Annotated in this window: 15 protein-coding genes; 11 read left to right on the forward strand and 4 right to left on the reverse strand. The window is 55.3% G+C overall.

What is annotated here, in order from left to right:
- The first annotated feature begins 40 nt into the window (after positions 1-40).
- Positions 41-1,297 (forward strand): MFS transporter, encoded by a 1,257-nt coding sequence (locus JK223_RS03455; protein WP_212712814.1) that lies wholly within the window; start codon positions 41-43, stop codon positions 1,295-1,297.
- A gap of 252 nt (positions 1,298-1,549) precedes the next feature.
- Positions 1,550-2,725, forward strand: coding sequence for a M20 aminoacylase family protein (locus JK223_RS03460; RefSeq protein WP_212712815.1), 1,176 nt, complete (start codon positions 1,550-1,552; stop codon positions 2,723-2,725).
- Positions 2,726-2,780: 55 nt separating this feature from the next.
- Here JK223_RS03460 and JK223_RS03465 read toward each other — a convergent pair whose 3' ends face one another.
- The 4 genes from JK223_RS03465 to JK223_RS03480 form a co-directional block, all read right to left on the reverse strand.
- Entirely contained in the window at positions 2,781-3,089 is a 309-nt protein-coding gene (locus JK223_RS03465; protein ID WP_371813059.1) for a transporter substrate-binding domain-containing protein, read from the reverse strand.
- Positions 3,090-3,925: 836 nt separating this feature from the next.
- The gene (locus tag JK223_RS03470) at positions 3,926-5,281 is read right to left on the reverse strand and encodes a cytochrome c (RefSeq protein ID WP_212712816.1); all 1,356 of its coding nucleotides are present in this window, start codon (positions 5,279-5,281) and stop codon (positions 3,926-3,928) included.
- Between the two features lie 11 nt (positions 5,282-5,292).
- Positions 5,293-6,897 (reverse strand): GMC family oxidoreductase, encoded by a 1,605-nt coding sequence (locus JK223_RS03475; protein WP_212712817.1) that lies wholly within the window; start codon positions 6,895-6,897, stop codon positions 5,293-5,295.
- A 48-nt stretch (positions 6,898-6,945) separates the two neighbouring features.
- On the reverse strand, positions 6,946-7,446 hold the full coding sequence (locus JK223_RS03480) for a sugar dehydrogenase complex small subunit (RefSeq protein WP_212712818.1): 501 nt from the start codon (positions 7,444-7,446) through the stop codon (positions 6,946-6,948).
- A 742-nt stretch (positions 7,447-8,188) separates the two neighbouring features.
- Between JK223_RS03480 and JK223_RS03485 the strand changes: the two genes are divergently transcribed.
- From JK223_RS03485 to JK223_RS03525, 9 genes are all read left to right on the forward strand, one after another.
- Positions 8,189-9,022: a GIY-YIG nuclease family protein gene (locus JK223_RS03485; RefSeq protein WP_212712819.1), complete on the forward strand. Its 834-nt coding sequence runs from the start codon at positions 8,189-8,191 to the stop codon at positions 9,020-9,022.
- Positions 9,023-9,845: 823 nt separating this feature from the next.
- On the forward strand, positions 9,846-11,318 hold the full coding sequence (locus JK223_RS03490; RefSeq protein WP_212712820.1) for an aldehyde dehydrogenase: 1,473 nt from the start codon (positions 9,846-9,848) through the stop codon (positions 11,316-11,318).
- Positions 11,319-11,344: 26 nt separating this feature from the next.
- The gene (locus tag JK223_RS03495) at positions 11,345-12,013 is read left to right on the forward strand and encodes a haloacid dehalogenase type II (RefSeq protein ID WP_212712821.1); all 669 of its coding nucleotides are present in this window, start codon (positions 11,345-11,347) and stop codon (positions 12,011-12,013) included.
- A gap of 15 nt (positions 12,014-12,028) precedes the next feature.
- Positions 12,029-13,306, forward strand: a complete 1,278-nt coding sequence (locus tag JK223_RS03500; protein WP_212712822.1) for an FAD-binding oxidoreductase — start codon at positions 12,029-12,031, stop codon at positions 13,304-13,306.
- A 29-nt stretch (positions 13,307-13,335) separates the two neighbouring features.
- Positions 13,336-14,940, forward strand: coding sequence for an ABC transporter substrate-binding protein (locus JK223_RS03505; RefSeq protein ID WP_212712823.1), 1,605 nt, complete (start codon positions 13,336-13,338; stop codon positions 14,938-14,940).
- A gap of 17 nt (positions 14,941-14,957) precedes the next feature.
- Positions 14,958-15,914, forward strand: coding sequence for an ABC transporter permease (locus tag JK223_RS03510; RefSeq protein WP_212712824.1), 957 nt, complete (start codon positions 14,958-14,960; stop codon positions 15,912-15,914).
- Positions 15,911-16,768 carry an ABC transporter permease gene (locus tag JK223_RS03515; protein WP_212712825.1) on the forward strand — a complete coding sequence of 286 codons (858 nt, stop codon included), beginning with the start codon at positions 15,911-15,913 and terminating at the stop codon, positions 16,766-16,768. Before JK223_RS03510 ends, JK223_RS03515 begins: the two co-directional genes overlap by 4 nt.
- The gene (locus JK223_RS03520) at positions 16,765-18,435 is read left to right on the forward strand and encodes an ABC transporter ATP-binding protein (protein WP_212712826.1); all 1,671 of its coding nucleotides are present in this window, start codon (positions 16,765-16,767) and stop codon (positions 18,433-18,435) included. The genes JK223_RS03515 and JK223_RS03520 overlap by 4 nt, the downstream gene beginning before the upstream one ends.
- Before the next feature lie 17 nt (positions 18,436-18,452).
- Positions 18,453-19,784 carry an FAD-binding oxidoreductase gene (locus tag JK223_RS03525; protein ID WP_212712827.1) on the forward strand — a complete coding sequence of 444 codons (1,332 nt, stop codon included), beginning with the start codon at positions 18,453-18,455 and terminating at the stop codon, positions 19,782-19,784.
- The last annotated feature ends 6 nt before the right edge of the window (positions 19,785-19,790 follow it).

The following is a 19,790-nucleotide window of genomic DNA, read 5'->3' on the forward strand; positions in this document are numbered from 1 at the left end:
TGACGTCCTGTGTTTTAGCCAGATCCGGAGAGAGTGCTTATTGCTTAAAAAATTTGTCTATCCATTCTTACTCTATCGGGGATTACCGACCGATATCTATTTCCTCGCGCTGGCAAGATTTATACTGGGGCTGGGTAATTTTATTATCCCCTTTCTCTTCCTGTTACTTACCCTGACGCTGGGTTATTCAGCGACAACCGCCGGGGAATTAGCGATGGGGGTAACGTTATTCTATTTGATCGGCAATTTTTCAGGGGGGAAGCTTTCTGATGCCCTGGGCCATAAAATCGTTATGGTGTCTGGCGAATTCACCGGTTCGGCGGTACTTATACTGAGCAGTTTTTTCCATGACTGGCATCTGATGCTGCCTGTCTGGCTTTTTATCAGTTATTTTTTCTTCGGAATTGCACTTCCCGCGAGTAATGCGCTGGTGGCAGATTTATCGACCGCGGAAAACAGAAATGCCGTGATATCTTTAAGCTACCTTTCTTATAATTTAGGTTCGGGAGTGGGACCCGTCGTGGCGGGGTATCTGTTCCGCAGTCATCCGGGCTGGATTTTTTTCGGCAATGGTTTGGCCGGAGTCATCGGTATTTTGATCGTTTTATTGGGTGTCAGTCGGCGACGCGATCCTCAAATGACACCCGGCTCAGACCCGGCAGACCCTGAAAAAGCGATCGGGGGGCCGGTATGGCAGGTATTAAAAGCGCGGCCCTGGCTACTGGTTTTCGGCGTTTTGTGCACTTTTCTCTGGTTTACCTTAAATCAGATGACGATAACCACCCCGCTTTTTCTGGCCCATCGTTATGGTGAGAACGGTCCCTTGTTATTTGGTCAGCTGATGACCTTTGCCAGTCTGCTGGTGGTGATTATCACTCCGGTGCTGATAAGAATGACCCGGAATACATGCGAAATAAAAAGCCTTGCGGTTGCCGGTATTCTTTTTGCCGCAGGCTACTTACTCGTCATGTTATTTAGCCCGATCGCGATGCAGTTTGTGGCATGGTTTTTCCTCTCTGCAGGTGAAGTGTTGCTGTTAACGAAAGAGGGCGTGTATTTAGCTAATCAATCCCCGGTGAGTCATCGCGGGCGTATAAACAGCATAATGACGACGATGCGGAGTTTAGGATTGATGCCTGCCTGCATTCTCATGGGGGCCTGCATTCAATATTTCGGATATATTGCGACCTGGTGGGTGATCATCATCATTGCTCTGATTACAGCGGCGGCTTTACTTCTGTTGTCACATCATCAAAAACAATCCGGATCTGCCGGTTCGCCGGAAGATGTTAATTAACCGGAATACGGTGATGTCATCAGTAATACCGGCCTCGCTGAGTAACATTGAAATTACTGCGGATGAGGGTCGGAAATATCCTGCCCTCTGTCATAGGTTTTTCTTCTGACGACGCGTGGCTCATCTGCCGGTAGCTGGATAACTTTTCTGATCCCCCCCCCTCAGACTGACAAATTGTTCTTACGTTTTTATCGCGGACTGTTATTGTGAACCGGACAGAAAAACAGAAAGATCATTCTAAGAGAGAGCACAATGTCTGAAAATATCATCCCGGGAATCAAAGCGTACGAAGACGAAATGGTGGCCATACGCCGTCATCTCCATGCACATCCGGAACTGAGCCTGCAGGAATTTGCCACCAGCCAGTTTGTAGCAGATAAACTCAGCGAATGGGGTTATCAGGTCACCCGGGAGATAGGGAAAACGGGGCTGGTGGGAACGCTGAAAAAAGGGACTTCCGATAAGGCCATAGGGTTACGTGCGGATATGGATGCGCTGCCGATCCATGAAACCACGGGGCTAAGTTATGCCAGTACCCGGCCGGGCGTGATGCATGCCTGCGGACATGACGGTCATACGACGATTTTACTCTCGGCCGCCCGGTACCTGGCCAGTGCGGAATGTGAGTTCAATGGTACCGTTCATCTGATCTTTCAGCCGGCAGAAGAGGCCATCGGCGGTGCAGATTTAATGATCCGCGACGGACTGTTCAGTCGTTTCCCCTGCGATGCGGTCTATGCGCTGCATAACCGCCCGGGTTTACCGGCGGGGAAACTGGGGTTCTATGCCGGTCACTTTATGGCGTCTGCTGATACGGTGAAAATTATCCTGAACGGCAAAGGTGGTCACGGTGCTCACCCGGCAGGGACCATTGACCCGATCGTGGTGGCGGCATCACTGGTGATGTCGTTACAGACGATTGTGTCACGTAACGTTACCCCGGGAGAGACGGCGATTGTCACGGTCGGTACCCTGCATGCCGGCATTGCCTCCAACGTGATCCCGGAAACTGCCGAAATGGAACTGACGGTCAGGGCGATGAAGCCCGAAATCCGCGACCTGCTGATCCAACGGATACACACCCTGGCCACCTCAACGGCGCAAAGTTTCGGGGCGACGGCGACGGTGGAAGTCTATGAGTCCTATCCGGTGCTGACCAACAGTGAAAAAGAGACGGCAGACGCCCGGGCATTAGCCATTGAAGTTTTCGGTCCGCAGGCCGTGGAAGAGTCTATCCGGCCTTCCACCGGCAGTGAGGATTTTTCGTTTATGCTGGAAAAACGGCCGGGCACTTATTTCCTGCTGGGGAATGACGGGGAAGAGAAACAAGGGTGCTTTTTGCATAATTCCGGCTACGACTTTAATGACGGGATCATCTCTGTAGGGGCCACGTTCTTTGTCAGCCTGGTTCGTCAGCACTGCCGGTAATACCTCCGGGAACGGGCACTGGCCAGCCACCGTTTCGTGTGGCCGGCCAGGACTATTACATTTTCGGGTAGACGCTGAACGTAAAGTATTTCTTCTCGATACGCTGATACTCCCCGTTGCTATGGATTGCAGCGATGGCATTATTAATCAGTGTCATGCGTTGAGTATCCCCTTTGCGAAGCCCGACACCGGAACCTGTGCCGAAAAAGGTTTTATCATCAGGCTGTGCGCTGACGATGAAGCCTTTGCCCTGCGGGGTGTTCAGAAAACCGGTATCTGCCGTGACGGCATCGGTCAGGGTGCCGTCCAGCCGGCCGGCCAGCAGGTCAGGGTAGATCTGCCCCTGGTTCGGGTAAGAGACCACCTGTACGCCTGCCGGAGCCCATTTCGCCTTCGCCCAGGCCTCCTGGGTGGTGCCCTGGGCGACACCGATAGTTTTACCTTTCAGGCTTGCCAGGTTATCGGTGATATTGCTGCCTTTAGCGACCTAACGGTTTAATGGCCCGGTTTTCGAAAAAGAGAAAGCTGTCCGTATTCACAGACCGGGGGGGTATTAAGCGCGATCAGCCTGAATGACAGCCGGTCATGGCTAACGCGGTATTTGTTCCGGAGAGATTAATAACGGTTTCGCGGCCCGATGATCGAAAAGAGAAAACTGTCCGGAGTCACAGGCCGGGGTTATTGAGCGCGATCAGTCTGAATGACTGCCAGCCTAACGCATTACTTATTCCGGAGAGGTTAATAACGGTTTCATGGCCCGATGATCGAAAAGAGAAAGCTGTCCGTATTCACAGACCGGAGGTTATTAAGCGCGATCAGCCTGAATGACAGCCAGCCATCGCTGCCGTGTTGATGATTACCGCGTTTAAGTAACAGGGCAAAGTGGTGTTGTACCCGGAAGATTGACTGACGGTTCGGTCAACAGGATGTCACCGTGCGTCATTCCGCGGCCCGGCACCGTTATCTGTTCGCGCCAACGGTATAAAATACAGTGTTACTGCGGTATAGGGAGACGCTATACAGACCGTAAACCCCATACCCGGGATACCGGAAAACCCGGCGCGGAGTATAACGCCCCGGGTCTGGCACCGGAATCGCGGGCCGTATAAGCTGCTGTCAGCGGGCGATAAAGAGAGCTTTCCTGATCCGGATCCCACGCGGAGCCAATCTCTCCGCGTGGAGTTCGTCACAGACTCTGACTTACCGATGCCGGCGACGTGACTTCAGTATCCCGCCGCCGATCACCAGCAGAATAACCACCACCAGCAGGGCGATCATCCCGCCTTTCGCTATCGCCAGTAACGGGGAAGTCGCCCCCCCGTTACGCAGTGTGTTCACCCGTTCCGGCGTGGTCCGGACGCCGGCATCCCCGTCATTTTTAAATAAATAATTCACCAGTGTTGCCACTTGCTGATCATTCATGACCGTTCTGAAGGCCGGCATGGCTTGTCCGCTGGCGGGCGTTAATCCGTCGAGGATCGCCATTACCGCATTATCCGCGACGGGGCGGTGAAAGGCAGCATTATTGTACAGCGCCGGTAATCCGTGACTGCCCTGACCAGACACCTGATGACAGGTGGAGCAATGTTCCGCATACAGTCGGGCGCCTTGCGATGCGCTCCCGTTCATCAGTCCGACATCAGAGATCAATGGCTGCGTGGCAGCAAGGCGTCCCGGGGGCGCATTGGCAGACTGCGGCTTCACTCCTTGCAGATAAGTGACGATCGCATGAATATCGGCGGCGGATAATTTGCTGAAACTCTTATCAATGGCTTCCAGCATCGGGCCACCTGCCTGCGACCCGGTTGGCGAGCGTCCGGTCTGCAGGTAGCTGGCAATATCACCGGCTGACCACTGACCGATCCCGGCCTGTTTATCGGGGGTGATATTGGGGGCAAACCAGGTGCCCAACGATGCCCCTGCCAGTGCCTGACCGGACTGTTCAGCCATCAGGAAATTCCTGGGGGTATGGCAGGTTGAGCAGTGTGCCAGCCCCTGAACCAGGTAGGCTCCACGGTTCCATTCGGCAGAGTGACCTGCATCGGCCACAAAGGGCGCGGCCCGGGCATACAGACTATTCCACACGGCCATAGAGAACCGGAGATTAAACGGAAAAGGCAGGGCGGTTGTCTGTGGACGGACGTCAACCGGCGCAACGCCCTGCATAAAATAGGCATACAGTGCTTTCATGTCACCGTCGGTGATCACCGCATAGGAGGTATAAGGCATTGCCGGATAGAGATGAGCCCCGTCGCGGCGTATTCCCTGACGGACCGCCCGTTCAAAGTCGGTCAGTGAATACCGGCCGATACCGGCCGCCTGCGAAGGGGTGATATTGGTACTGATAATGTTACCTATCGGGGTGTTAATCGCCAGACCGCCGGCAAAAGGTTTACCTCCCGGGGCGGTGTGACAGGCGGCACAGTCCCCGGCGACCGCGAGGTATTCTCCCTGTTTTACCAGAGCCTGACCGTCGTTATCCGCCGCACCGGCGGGTTGCCCGAACAGGATCCCGCTCAGTGCGGCGGCAATACTCAGAGAAAGCAATTTTTTCATCGGAGCCTCCCTTAAATTTTGCCGAGAATCGCGTCTGCGGTACGTAACCCCAGCGCACAGGCGGTGAGTGTCGAATTGGCGGTGGCGACGGTCGGCATCACCCCGGTAGAGACCATATAAAGATTGTCATACTCCCAGGCCCTGCCGACCGGGTTGGTAACCGATGTCCGTTCATCGCTACCCATCGCCAGCGTGCCGGTAATGTGCTGGTTATTGCTATAGACCCCGGGCGCGGAATAACGCACATTAGTGGCCCCCAGCATGGCGGCGATATCCGCATATACCGCCAGCGAGTGCTGCATACCTTTATGCACATAATCATCGAAGGAATAGGAAAATGCCGGCACAGGCAGGCCGAGTGCATCCTTTTTGCGGGTGCTGAGCAGAGTACGGTTTTTCGGGTCCGGCAACTGTTCCAGTACATTTTTAATACTCAGTTCATGGGAGGCGCGGTAAGTGATCGCGTTGTCCAGTGCTGCACCGGTCAGCCCCTCCTTAATAGCCCCGGCGGTGACACCGGCCACCCGGGACGAGTTAGAAATATCGATACGGAAAGCCGCAGAGTCGGTACGGAAGGCCCCGTCACGCAGTTGCTGGATAGATGACGGGCTCATCGGACCGCGGCCCGGCCACAGAGGTTCATCCACATAAAATGTTGCTGAATTGGAGGGGTGATCCATCAGATGACGGCCGAGCTGATCGTTGTTGTTACACAACCCGTTAGGATTGCGGGCGTCTGCCGATAACATCAGAATACGCGGGGTTTCGATAGCGTTCGCCGCCAGCACAAACACTTCGGCCTCAACCCGATGTGAAACCTTATCCCAATCGTAATAGTGCAGTGCGGTAATCTTCCCTTTATCGTTATGCTCCAGTTTGTACACCACGGCATGAGTTTTCAGTGTCACTCCGGCCATTTCAGCCGCCGTCGCGGCGATCCCGCCATGGTATTGGGCATCGATCGGGCAGATGGGCATACAGTTATTATTACCGCAACACTGCGGCCGGCCGTCATAAGGGACGGAATTACGGCCGGTGGTATTCGTCAGCACTTCATACTTAGGGGCCAGTCGTGCCATGACCCGCTGTTCCAGATAAGAGGGGGTCACCCCCTCCATAGGATAAGGATGTTTGCGCGGTGAATATTTTGCCATTGCTGCCGGCCCCGAGACGCCCCACAGCAATTCCGCCTCGTAATAATAGGGTTCCAGATCCTGATAACTGATAGGCCAGTCACGGCCCACCCCGTATTGAGATTTAATGCGGAAATCATTCGGGACTAAGCGCCAGGCCTGGGCAGCCCAGTGCCAGCTGGTTCCCCCGACGACGCGCAGATATTCCGGTTTATAGTCCTCCGGCCCGGTTTGATCCAGATAGCCATTATCCTGCGGTTTGTAATCGGGAAACGGGGCGATTTCTGAATTCGGGTAGGGGGCGACAAGGTCATCCTTACGGGCGGAATGACGAAAGTTAGTGACAATCTGGTCGCGCTGGATACGTGGCCCGGCTTCCAGCATCAGTACCTGCCGGCCGGCGAGGGCCAGTTTTCTTGCGGTCAGTGCCCCGACAACACCGGAGCCGACAACAACAACATCGGTTGAAAGAGTTTCAGACATGCTCAGTTCTCTGTTTAATCAGAAGAGGACGCGGCGAAAGAGGCAGCGTCAAAAAGGTTTGGCCGCCCAGCTGCCATACGTACCGTAGGCGTAGGTCGGCGGATTCAGGACGGGGGCGACATCCTGATTGGCCAGTGCGCTGGTATAAGCCACACAAATTGCCCGGGCACCGCTACCGGCAATCCCCAGGTACCAGCCGGTCAGAATGAGTGCCGGCAATCCCGCGAGGTCGCTGACCTGACTGTCTGCCGGTAACCGGCGGCTGATCTCTGCCGCCGGAACAGAATTGCGGGTGATCCACTGATTCAGCCGGCTAAGCTGTTGCGGAAAATCAGCATCGATTTTCACAAATGCATCAAACAGTGCCGTACCGAAATCGTCAGGCAGGGTATTTCGCCCGGTCAGATAGCGGGAAATAAGCGCAAAATCATCATTCACAGGACCGGCTGCGTACGCCGGTAACATCCCCGCGGGCAATAATGCAGTGGCGGCCAGTGCGCCCATACCCTGTAACATTCGCCGTCGCGACAGATGTGCTAAAAATTCCATGATCAGGACCCCTGAGTCAGCTAAGGTTAAATATTAAAATAATTAATGACGCGGCATTTATCAGCGGGCTAATAATTCCCACAAAAATAGTCACCATTAAAAGTATAAGCCCCCCGGAAGCGTGAGGTTATTATTTTGTTAACACAGTAGCCGTCCTGACAGGTCCGGATGAGAATGGATACCATCCTGCAGGGAGAGGGCATTGCCGGGAAAAAAACCTTTCGGGGAATTATCTGATAAAAATAAGAGAGTTAATCTGACAGGTGTCATGGGTGTCTTCCGCTACCATAACGGGGAGACAGCACCGCAAGCAGTTAATAAAAATGTTACATTTCATTGCCGATCCGGTCATAACAGTGGGATTGACCGTCTGGTACTCGCTGGAAAAAATTCATACCGACGGCATATCAGGCCGTTAACGTTAACACTCCTGTTTGTTATTTATAAATTAACCTTAACAATATATGCGGGATATTGATGCGAAAGGTACCAGCGCCGGGCGCCTTTGGTATAGAAATTCTGTGCTAAGAGCAGGCTGCCCCTGCGGCGGACACAGAAACGGAGCCAGGATGACAAGATGATAGCCGGCAGGCGATGGCGCAGATCCAACCGCAACACATTCTGTCACAGAAGGCAGATAGCAGATGATTCAACTCCGCCAGAGAATGACCAACGGGCTGCACGCGACTACAAATTCAGCGGTACCCGGCAGCAGATAAATTGTAAATATTGAGGAACAGTATTGAAACTTTTCGACTATCTGAAAATGGTCATTCCGGATCTGACCCCTGACAACAGTAAAGTACATCTTGCGCAACTGAATGATTATAAAGAGGACCCTCTGGTTAAATTCCGTGAGGGGACTTTCGATGCCTGGCAATGCTGGCAGAAGCGCTTAGAGTTTAGCCGCAGATATGTCGTCTCACTGATCCGTGTACCGGGAACCGGGACCTGGTTGTTTGCGGGCGTATTCCTGCAGATCGGTCATTCTGAAAAACAGGCCTGTCCGGACCGTGAAGAACGGTATTATCAGTACCGTCTGCAAAATGTTCCCGCGGGTGAGGAATATGCGGGAAGAATGTATATCAGTTTCAGGAACACAGCCCGCAACTTTATTCGTCGTGGTGAAAGTATTGATAACGATCTGATCGTCAATGAAATCTCTCCGGTACGTCTGACCTTCGGTGAATTCCCCGGTTACCGGAATGTGATCTTGGATATGAACAGTATCGGTGCAATCCTCCGCCTTAATCTGCAATCCTGGCGTACTGCACTCTCTGTGGTTAAAGGCATCTATGTATTGACCGACAGGGACGAGGGAAAGCTCTACATAGGGCAAGCCGGAGGAAGCGAAGGGATTTGGGGCAGGTGGAAAGACTATTTTGCTTCCGGGCATGGCGGGAATGTCGGGCTTAAGGAAACATTCGGGCCACGTGATGAACAGCGCCTGCAGAATATCACCTTTGCAATCCTGGAAGTACTCGATCCTAATGCTGAAGACGGCGAAATCAACCGTCGCGAAACGCACTGGAAACAGATCCTGTTATCGCGGGAGTTTGGCCATAACCGTAATTAAGCGGGTGAAGATAGTTTACTGAGTATTCAACCTATCCTGGCACCTGTGCCTGAGGCTACCGCAGGTCATGCCTGTTGCGGGTGGCGGACAGATAATCCTGACGAAACCTCCGGCACCGGTTACCCTTATCTCCGGTAAAAGGCGGCAGGGTCTTTCCATGAAGGATTCCTTCAGAGCCATCATATCCTCTGACGACCTATGATGATGACTCCTGTCCGGGCTGGCGGTTAATCCATCGTCCTGTCCTTGTTGACCAGGCAACCGGATGAGATGAAATTTCCGTCAGACAATGCCCGGAAGAGCACAATGCACACCCCCTGGTATATATTTCCCCCTTATTTCCCCGCAGAGAACGGTAATAACCGCTCAGGACCCACAGCGATAGTAAATTCTTATCTGTGAACCGTTATATCAATCTTTAATCTGCGGGGGAGTATGTCCGGTAGCAGGCGGTTTAACGGCCCACAGGGGCGTTTAATTATTTTCCGGGCAATAAGCAACGCACAGATACTTTTCTTATTTATAAATCCTCATTCTCGACGAATTTTTCTGCCGACAGGCCACAGCGCACCCTGCCGGTGCAGTGTTGCACAATGTGCTATCAGATGATGATTTTAAAAATAATATAAAAATCATCAGCTTATAAATAGCTAAAAATTTACCGTTAACTGGCTTCAGGATTCGGCATTAAATTTTTTTTCACCGGGGGGGAAACGCATTAAATTTTTTTAAATAGCTGGCATGCCTTCTGCATTAATCACAGGGAAGACAGCGGCGTAATGAATTCTCACTTTCATCTCCTGTTTAAAATAAAGGTAAATATATGCTGAGTTTTGATCCGGATAAAATTGATATCCCTGAAGGGAATTTTATTGGCGGCGAATACCTCAAAATGAAAGAGGGCAGTCTCGCGGTCAATCGTCCCTCAGATGGCAAAACTTATGCCTCACTGTCAGAAGCCGGAATTAACGACGTCGATGATGCGGTGAATATTGCCGAAAATGTCCGTCAGCAAAGTGGCTGGTCGGCCTGTTCCCCCCGTGAACGCGGTGCGGTGATGCGCCGCTGGGCCGATCTGATTGAGCAGGACAGCGAGTATTTAGGGCAACTGGAGGCGGCAGGATCCACCCGCCCGGTGACGGAGGTGATGCAGCATGAAATCCCGTTTACTGCGGCGGCTATTCGCTTCTATGGTGAATGCGCCGACAAATTCAGTGGCGACCTGGTGCCAACCGCCAGCCACACTCTCGGCATGATCATTCCTGAGCCTTACGGGGTGGTCGGCGCGATCACTCCCTGGAACTTTCCATTATCGATGGCCTCCTGGAAATGCGGGCCGGCCCTGGCGGCGGGCAACGCCGTGGTACTGAAACCGTCTGAGCTGACCCCGTTTTCGACCGCCCGGATGGCAGAACTGGCCGTCAGGGCGGGGATCCCGGCCGGGGTGCTGAATATCGTTCAGGGGCGTGGTCATCTGACCGGCAGCGCGCTGGTGAAGCATCCGCTGGTCAGAAAAGTCTCCTTTACCGGGTCGACCGCCACCGGCGCACGGATAATGAGCGATGCGGCGATGCATGGTATGAAACCCGTCACCCTCGAACTGGGCGGCAAAAGTCCGCAACTGGTGTTCGATGATGCCGGGGACCCGCAAGCCATCGCACTGCGCATCTTCCGCGGATTTACCGCCAACGGCGGTCAGGCCTGTGTTGCCGGGACCCGGCTGATCATTCAGCGGGGTATCGCGCCGGCGGTCACGGATCATCTTATCCGGTTATGCCGTCAGGTGACGCCGGGCAATACCTGGCTGGAAAGCAGCCGCTATTCCCCGTTAATCGATCAGCGTCAGGGCGAAAAAGTTGCCGGAATTGTGGCCCTCGCCCGGCAACAGGGGGCCGAGGTGCTGGCCGGCGGTGAGCGATTTGACGCTACCGGCGAAGGCTGGTTTTACCAGCCCACGCTGCTCAGCAGGGTCAATGCCGGAAATTGCGCGGTGCAGGAAGAGATTTTTGGTCCGGTACTCACCCTGCAGTTGTTTGACGATGAAGAAGAAGGGCTTGCGCTGTGCCGGCACGAGATTTATGGCCTCTGTGCCGGCGTACATACCTCAAACCTGGCGGTCGCGATGCGCGCCATAAAATCACTGGATGCCGGCACCGTCTGGGTCAATCGCTACGGCCGGAGCGGAGACTTCATTATTCCGACCGGCGGTTTTATGGGCTCCGGGATAGGTAAGGACCTGGGTAAGCAGGCTTTCCAGGCCTGTCAGCGGCAAAAAAGCGTTTTAATCGATTTCTAACTCACTACCTCAAGCAGGAGAATATCATGGGCGTTTTTAAACCTAAATTTATCACGTTTGATTGTTATGGCACGCTGATTAATTTCGATATGGCCGGGGCCGCCTCACGGCGATTCGCCGACAGAGTCCCGGCGGAGGTGATGCCTGCCTTTATCCGCGATTTCTCCTCCTACCGGCTGGATGAAGTTCTCGGGGCGTGGAAGCCCTACTACGATGTGGTCAGCCAGGCCCTGCAGCGTGCCTGCAGAAAGTGGGGCGTCGACTGGCAGCCGGCAGATACCGATTACATCTACAGCGACTGTGCCACCTGGGGGCCGCATCCGGATGTGCCGGAAGGGCTGGCGGTACTGGCGAAAGAATTCCCGTTAGTTCTGCTGACCAACTCTATGAAAGACCTGATCCCGCACCATATCCCCCGGCTGGGCGCGCCGATCCATATGGCGATCACCGCGGAAGAGACCGGTGCCTATAAGCCACATATGCAGGGCTTTGAATACATGCTGAATAAACTGGGCTGTGGTCCGGAAGAAATCCTGCACGTTTCCTCCAGCTTACGTTACGACCTGATGACGGCGGATGACCTGGGGATCACCCACAAAGTCTTTGTTAATCGCGGACATGAACCAGGTAATCCGGGCTACCGCTACACAGAAATCAATGGCATCAACGAACTGCCTGCGGTCGTTGGCATGTAAACCGGGAGCTGACTGATGAAACTGGAATCTTTCTGGCAGGCCAATGCCCCGGTATTTAAAGGGGCAGCACAAACGCCTTTGCCTGAACGGGCGGATGTCGTGATCATCGGCGGAGGATTCAGCGGGATCTCTGCGGCCCGGAGTCTGGCGAAGCAGGGGATTGATGTCGTGGTGCTGGAAAAAAGCCGCATTATGAGCGAAGCCTCGGCCAGGAATGGCGGCCATTGCAACAGCGGTGTTGCTAAAAGCTTCGCCGACCTGGTGGCCAGAAAAGGACTGGAAAAAGCCTCTGAAATGTACCGCGCCTACGATGCTGCGGTGAATTATGTCAGCGGGATCGTTAAAGAGGAAGGCATTGACTGTGACTTCAGGTTTTGCGGAAAACTCAAGCTGGCCAGTAAACCGGCCCATTTCGACGGATTACGGGCAGCCTTTGAGCTGATGCGTAAAACGGTGGACCCGGAGATCGAGCTGATCTCCGCGGCAGACATTGGCCGGGAAATTGACAGCAAGGTGTTCCACGGTGGCTTGCTGCAACAGCGCGGCGCCAGTATGCATATGGGTAAGTTTGGGGTCGGTCTGGCAGAAGCCGCTGTCCGCCACGGCGCACGTATCTATGAGCATCACGCGGTCACGGCAATGACCCGCCTTTCCGGTCAGCGCCACCGGATTTCCACCGCCCGGGGGGAGATAGTTGCCGATAAAGTCTTACTGGCTACCGGCTGTTCATCTGACGGGCCTTTCCCCTGGGTACAGCGCCGTATCGTGCCGGTGGGCAGCTTTATTATTGTGACCGCGCCGCTGGCGCCGGATCTGCTGCACCGATTGCTGCCTCATGACCGTACCTACGTTAACTCAATGAATATCGGCAATTATTTCCGAACTACTGCCGATCACCGGCTGGTATTCGGTGGCCGGGCACGCTTTGCCATCAGTAATCCGGCCTCAGACAGCCGTAGCGGAGAGATATTGCGCAGTGCGATGGGCAAGGTCTTTCCGGCACTGGCCTCTGCACCGGTGGATTACTGCTGGGGCGGGATGGTGGATATGAGTGCCGACAGGCTGCCTCATGCCGGCGAAGAAAACGGTGTGTATTACACCATGGGGTACAGCGGCCATGGCACACAGATGTCGGTGTGGATGGGGAATGTCATGGCAGACCTTATCAGCGGCCGCGCAGATAACAATCCCTGGAATGATAAACCCTGGGCCCCGGTGCCTGGCTATTTCGGCAAACCCTGGTTTCTGCCACTGACCGGGCTGTATTACAAAGCGAAAGATCGCCTGTTCTAACTGAATCGTTCCAATTGCGGAGAGAGTCGATGAGCAAAGATGATAAAGATTTTCCGAACCAGCATTCCTTAACACGTTCCCTGAACCGGGGATCACTTTCCCGGCGTGACCTGATCAAGCTCCTCTCTGTCGGTGCCGTGGTCGGCAGCGGTCTGCCAGGTTTCTCTGCCAGTGCCCTGGCGGCAGAAGTGCCGGTCAAAGGCGGCAAAATGCGGGCGGCGATGTCGAACTCGTCGGCGACCGATACGCTGGACCCGGCGAAAGCCAATAACAGCGCAGACTATACCCGTCAGTTTATGTTTTATAACGGGTTAACCGAAATTAACCAGACATTAGTCGCCACACCGGCGCTGGCGACCGCACTGCAATCGGATGACGGCATTCGCTGGCAGATTACCCTGCGTAAAGGGGTCACCTTCCATAACGGTAAAAGCCTGACCGCGGACGATGTTATCTGGTCTTTATCCCGGCATAAGGATCCTTCCGTCGCTTCCAGCGTGTTCAGCCTGGCGCAACAGTTTAAAACGCTGACCGCCGTCAATCCGCAGCAGGTCGAGATTGTCCTGCAGGGGCCGAATTTTGACCTGCCGCTGATGCTGGCGATGCCGGCGTTCCTGATCGTACCGGCAGAGACCACCGATTTTAACAAAGGGATCGGCACCGGGCCGTTTATCTGTCAGGCGTTCACCCCCGGGCTGCATACGCTCGGAAAACGTAATCCCGGCTACTGGAAACCCGGACTGCCTCATCTTGACGAAATCGAACTGCTGGGGGTCCCGGATCAGGCTGCCCGCGTTAACGGGCTGATGTCCGGTGATTTACATGTCTGTTCAGCGATCAGCGCGGACTATGCTCAGCGGTTAAAAAACAGTGGCGGTCAGTTTGGCGTGCTGGAAAGTAAATCGGGCATGTATACCGACCTGATTATCCGCACAGATATCACCCCCGGCAAAAATGAAGATTTCGTGATGGCGATGAAATATCTCCAGCCGCGGGAGATGATGGTCAATACCGCGTTACTCGGCTACGGGACTCCCGGCAATGATACCCCCGTCCCGCCCTGGCACCCGCTTTATAATGCCGACCTTAAGCCACGGCCGATCGACACCGATAAAGCCCGCTTCTATCTGAAGAAAGCAGGCATGAGCGGGGCCAGTGTTGAAGTGGTTACCGCACCGACCCTGGACGGGGCCGTGGAAGGGGCCCTGATGATGCAGAATATTGCCCGTAACGCCGGTCTGAACATTAATGTGCGCCGCGTCCCTTATGAAGGCTACTGGTCGACACACTGGATGAAGGATCCTATCGGCTACGGATCCGTTAACCCGCGTCCCACGGTCGATCTGCTGTTTTCTCAGTTTTATCTCTCGACGGCAGCCAATAATGAATCGAAATGGCATAACCCGCAATTTGATCAGCTGGTAGTGGCCGCGCGCGCCGTTCGTGATCCGGCGAAGCGTAAACAGATGTACGGCGACATGCAGACGTTGATCTACAACCATTGCGGCACTCTGGTTCCCGCGTTTGTCAGTTCACTGGATGGTTACAGCCACCGGGTGAAAGGGCTGTCATCCAGCCCGTCGGGCATGATGATGGGATACCGTTTCCACGAAAATGTGTGGCTGACCGCCTGAGTCATAAGGAGAAGCCCATGAACCGTTTTATGATGTTGCTGATCGCCCGACGGGTCGGGTCGGGCATTCTGACGCTGATCATCGTTTCTATGGTGGTGTTTTTTATCACCAGTTTACTCCCCGGTGATGCTGCACAAATGATCCTCGGACAAAATGCGACACCTGAGACGGTGACGGCTTTACGCCACCAGTTAGGGCTGGATCAGCCCTTGCCGGTGCGCTATTACCACTGGTTTACCGGACTGATGCAGGGGAACTTCGGGCTCTCTTTCGCCAGCCGGTTACCGGTTTCTCAGCTGATTGCCTCGCGGATCCCGGCCACGCTCGAACTGGCCGCGGTCACCACCCTGGTCTCTGTCCCGCTGGCGCTGTTTATCGGTTTTACTGCCGCGATGCAGCGTGATAAGTGGATCGATAAGGCGCTGGTCACCTGCACTATGGCGACGGTCGCAGTGCCTGAGTTCCTGATAGCCACCGTCGCGGTGATGGTGTTTGCCGTCAGACTGCACTGGGTTTCCGCCATGTCGTTCGGCAGCCCGAATGTGGATTTGTTAAGTTTCATTCAGGCCTACGCGCTGCCGGTGCTGACTTTATGTTGTGTACTGACGGCGCAGATGGCCAGGATGACACGTTCGGCAATTATCAGTCAGCTCGACAGCCCCTATGTGGAGATGGCGTTACTCAAAGGTGTCTCTCCGGCCAGAGCCGTGCTGCGCCATGCCTTGCCCAATGCGGCCGGGGCTATCGCGAATGCCATTTCCCTCAGCCTCTCTTACCTGTTTGGCGGCGTGATCATTATCGAGACGATCTTTAATTATCCCGGACTGGCCAGTCAGCTGGTGGATGCGGTCAGTAACCGGGATCTGCCGGTGGTACAGGTCTGCGTCATGCTGTTTGCCGCCTGTTATCTGCTGTTGTTGCTGGTGGCGGACATCATCACTATCGCGTTTAACCCGAAGTGGAGGAGCTCATGAAATACCTTTCCACCGCATGGTCTTTTTTTCAGTCGCTCCGGTTTTCCGGAAAGCTGGGGTTACTGATCACGTTGTTCTGGATAGTGATGGCGCTGGTGGGCAGTAACATCGCCCCGTATCCGGTGAATGATATCGGTGGCGGGCCACTGTTCAGCGGCTTTTCGGCCAGGTTCTGGCTGGGGACCGATTATCTGGGGCGCGATATCCTGACCCGCATCCTGTATGGCAGCCGCTATACGCTCGGGCTTGCCCTGACGGCGGCCGTACTGGCCAGTGCGGTGGGTACCTTACTGGCACTGCTGGCGGCGGTCAGTGGCCGCTGGCTGGAAGAGATCCTCGGACGGGTCAATGATGCCTTACTGGTTCTGCCGGGCAAGGTCTTGTCGCTGATGATTGTCGCCGTCTTTGGTTCATCGTTGCCGATGCTTATCATCACGGCGGTATTTACCTACTGGCCCGGCGCTTACCGGATAGCCTTTGCTCTGGCAAGCCAGTTACGGACCATGGACTATGTCAGGGTGTCGCAGTTACGCGGAGAAAGCCGGGCCTATATCGCGCTTTTTGAAATTCTGCCGAATATGATCCATCCGATGCTGGCAGATTTTGGCCTCAGATTTATTTATATCGTCCTGCTGCTGAGCGGGCTCAGCTTCCTGGGGCTGGGCGTACAGCCCCCCCAGGCCGACTGGGGCACGCTGGTCCGCGAAAACATGCAGGGATTATTTGACGGTTCACCGGCGGTCCTGATGCCGGCGCTGGCGATAGCCAGTCTGACCATCGGGGTTAACCTGTTTATTGACAGTCTGCAAAGCCGGCGTCCGGCGGCGCTGACGCTGGCGAAGGAGGGGGTATGACAGTGTCTTTCTATCCTGAAAATGCGGTCGTGTCGGTGGATAACCTGCAGGTGTGTGCCATCAACCATGGCGTGGAAACCGGACTGGTCAGCGGGATCAGTTTCTCAGTCAAAAAAGGTGAAGTACTGGCACTGATCGGTGAATCCGGCTCAGGCAAAACGACCATCGCCATGGCACTGATGGGCTATGCCCGCCAGGGGTGCCGCGTCACCGAAGGAACGGTCCGGGTGGCAGGCAGTGATGTTCGTGCGTTGTCACCGGCACAATTACGGGCCTTTCGCGGGGATAAAGTGGCTTATATCGCGCAAAGTGCCGCCGCCTCGTTTAACCCGGGCATCAGGATTATCGACCAGGTCACCGAACCGGTGCTGATCCACGGAAAAATGAGCAAAGCGCAGGCGCGGGAAAAAGCGATTGCGTTGTTCCGGGAGCTCGCCTTACCGGACCCGGAAACTATCGGTCAGCGCTATCCGCATCAGGTATCCGGCGGGCAGCTCCAGCGTTTAATGACGGCTATGGCTCTGATGGTTGACCCTGAGGTGATTATCCTCGATGAGCCGACCACCGCACTGGACGTGACTACCCAGGTGGAAGTGTTGAAACTGTTTCGCCGGATCGTCTCCGCACGGCAGATGACGGCCATTTATGTCAGCCATGATCTCGCGGTCGTCGCGCAGATGGCGGACCAGATTATGGTTTTGCAGCGCGGAAAAATCGTCGAATACGGCCCTGCCGCACAACTGCTCAGCCATGCCACCCAGCCCTATACCCATCAGCTGATGGAGGCTGCACAGCAGGCAGAGCGGCCCGGCGGCTGGCGGCGGGATCACGGGGATGTGCATCCGTTACTGGAGGTGCGTGATTTGTGTGTCGGTTACGGGCCACGGAATAATGAAGGTGTCCCGAAAATCCGCATCAGTGAGAATATACAGCTCAGGCTATGGAAGGGTCAGGCCGTGGGGATCATCGGTGAATCCGGGTCCGGCAAAACAACCCTGGCACAGGCCATCGCCGGCATTAATCCGGCCTGGTCCGGGCACCTGCTGTTTAATCATCATTACATATCCCGTGACCTCGGACAGCGCAGTCTGCAGGAGTTACAGCAGATACAGTATGTTTTTCAGATGGCGGACACGGCCCTGAATCCGGCACAGACCGTGGCCGCGATCTTAAGTCGTCCGTTACAGTACTTCTTTAAGCTGCGCGGGGAGGCACTGGAGCAGCGGATCTCGGAATTACTGGCGCTGGTCAGACTGCCGGAGTCCGTACGCCATCGCAAACCTGCTTCACTGTCAGGCGGTCAGAAGCAACGGGTCAATCTTGCCCGTGCGCTGGCCGCCAGGCCGGAAATCATCATCTGCGATGAAGTGACGTCAGCCCTGGACACCGTGGTGGCGGCAGCGATCCTGGACCTGATCGCCGACCTCAGACGCCGGTTTAATCTGTCGGTGTTGTTTATCAGCCATGATATGCATGCGATCCGGGCGGTATGCGATGACATTGTGGTGATGCAGCAAGGCAGAATTGTGACGCAGATTGCCGGAGAGGATTACGCAAAACCGTCCTCTGAACTCTATTTTGAACGGCTGAAACGGGCTGTCCCGGAACTTCGCCAGGGCTGGCTGGATGACCATCAGGATGTCGTCAAAAGCGGTGTAACGGCTTAACAGAGGATAATTTTTTCATGCCCGCATTTATCAGATATGTACAGGACAGCGCCCATTTTCCGGAGAGCGCCGATGTGGTGATTATCGGCGCCGGTATCTCCGGTTCGGCGGCGGCCTGGGAATTAACCCGCAAGGGACTGAAGGTAGTGATCATCGAAAAAGGGCTGGTCGGGGCCGAACAATCCAGCCGTAACTGGGGCTGGTGTCGCCAGCAGAACCGCGATGAACGGGAGTTACCGTTGATCATTCATGCGTTACAGCGCTGGCAGGAACTGAATGCGGAAACCGGCGAAGAGCTCGGGTTCCGCCGCTCGGGGCTGGTGTATGCCAGCCGTGACCCGGCAGAAATTGCCGCCTGGGAAGACTGGGGAAAAATGGCCCGCAATTATGATATCCGCAGCCACATTCTCGACGCCGCCGGGGCGAAAGCCCTGACCCCGGGCAGCACGACATCCTGGCTGGGGGGCGTCCACTCACCCGACGACGGCTATGCGGACCCTTCACAGGCCGCCCCGGGACTGGTGATAGCGGCCCAGCGCCAGGGCGCGCAGGTGTTTCAGCAATGTGCGGTACGCGGTCTGGATATTTCTGCCGGTAAAGTCAGCGGCGTGATCACTGAGCGGGGACTGATCAAAACCCGGGCCGTGATCTGTGCCGCCGGGGTCTGGACCTCGCTATTTTGCCGCCGGCATGGCCTCGAATTGCCGCTGGGGAATGTGATAGGCACGGCTTTCCGTACCCATCCCATTGACCAGGTGGTGAAAGCACCGTTTTATACCGGCAGTTTCGCCTGCCGGCCACAGGCGGATGGCGGTTATACCGTCTCTGTCTCCGGGAAAGGGCGGCTGGAACCGGGTTTCCAGGGGCTGAAGTACAGCCGGCAGTTCCTTCAGACGTTCCGCGCACGCCGTAAAAATTTAACCGTCTCGCCGGGGTTGTCTGCGTTTATCCGCGGTCCGGAAACCCTGGCGCGCTGGTCAATGGAGGCGGTCTCACCGTTTGAGGCCGTCAGGATCCTCGATCCGCAAGCCGATCATGACATGGTCAGACAAGGGCTGGCGGCGATGGTCAAAGAATTTCCTGCCTTACAGGGGCTGCGTGTGTCACAGTCCTGGGGCGGGATGATAGACAGTACCCCGGATGCTATCCCGGTGATCTCAACCGTCAGGCAGATCCCGGGGCTGGTCCTTTCCGCCGGCTACAGCGGCCACGGCTTCGGTATCGGTCCGGGCGCGGGCCGGCTGGCTGCCGATTTAGTGACCGGGGATACCCCGATTGTTGACCCCGCACCTTATCGCTACTCACGTCTGGTTGACGGCAGTGATCTTGATGCACCGGGAATGATGTAAGGAGAA

It is taken from the genome of Tatumella sp. JGM118, assembly GCF_018257515.1.
In the GTDB taxonomy this organism is placed as follows: Bacteria; Pseudomonadota; Gammaproteobacteria; order Enterobacterales; family Enterobacteriaceae; genus Tatumella; species Tatumella terrea.

What these genes read in the sequence shown, in the direction of transcription:
- JK223_RS03480 (WP_212712818.1), bottom strand. Translation starts at nt 7,446, where the DNA reads ATGGAATTTTTAGCACATCTGTCGCGACGGCGAATGTTACAGGGTATG.
- JK223_RS03525 (WP_212712827.1), top strand. Translation starts at nt 18,453, where the DNA reads ATGCCCGCATTTATCAGATATGTACAGGACAGCGCCCATTTTCCGGAG.
- JK223_RS03505 (WP_212712823.1), top strand. Translation starts at nt 13,336, where the DNA reads ATGAGCAAAGATGATAAAGATTTTCCGAACCAGCATTCCTTAACACGT.
- JK223_RS03470 (WP_212712816.1), bottom strand. Translation starts at nt 5,281, where the DNA reads ATGAAAAAATTGCTTTCTCTGAGTATTGCCGCCGCACTGAGCGGGATC.
- JK223_RS03495 (WP_212712821.1), top strand. Translation starts at nt 11,345, where the DNA reads ATGGGCGTTTTTAAACCTAAATTTATCACGTTTGATTGTTATGGCACG.
- JK223_RS03520 (WP_212712826.1), top strand. Translation starts at nt 16,765, where the DNA reads ATGACAGTGTCTTTCTATCCTGAAAATGCGGTCGTGTCGGTGGATAAC.
- JK223_RS03460 (WP_212712815.1), top strand. Translation starts at nt 1,550, where the DNA reads ATGTCTGAAAATATCATCCCGGGAATCAAAGCGTACGAAGACGAAATG.
- JK223_RS03515 (WP_212712825.1), top strand. Translation starts at nt 15,911, where the DNA reads ATGAAATACCTTTCCACCGCATGGTCTTTTTTTCAGTCGCTCCGGTTT.
- JK223_RS03500 (WP_212712822.1), top strand. Translation starts at nt 12,029, where the DNA reads ATGAAACTGGAATCTTTCTGGCAGGCCAATGCCCCGGTATTTAAAGGG.
- JK223_RS03490 (WP_212712820.1), top strand. Translation starts at nt 9,846, where the DNA reads ATGCTGAGTTTTGATCCGGATAAAATTGATATCCCTGAAGGGAATTTT.
- JK223_RS03510 (WP_212712824.1), top strand. Translation starts at nt 14,958, where the DNA reads ATGAACCGTTTTATGATGTTGCTGATCGCCCGACGGGTCGGGTCGGGC.
- JK223_RS03475 (WP_212712817.1), bottom strand. Translation starts at nt 6,897, where the DNA reads ATGTCTGAAACTCTTTCAACCGATGTTGTTGTTGTCGGCTCCGGTGTT.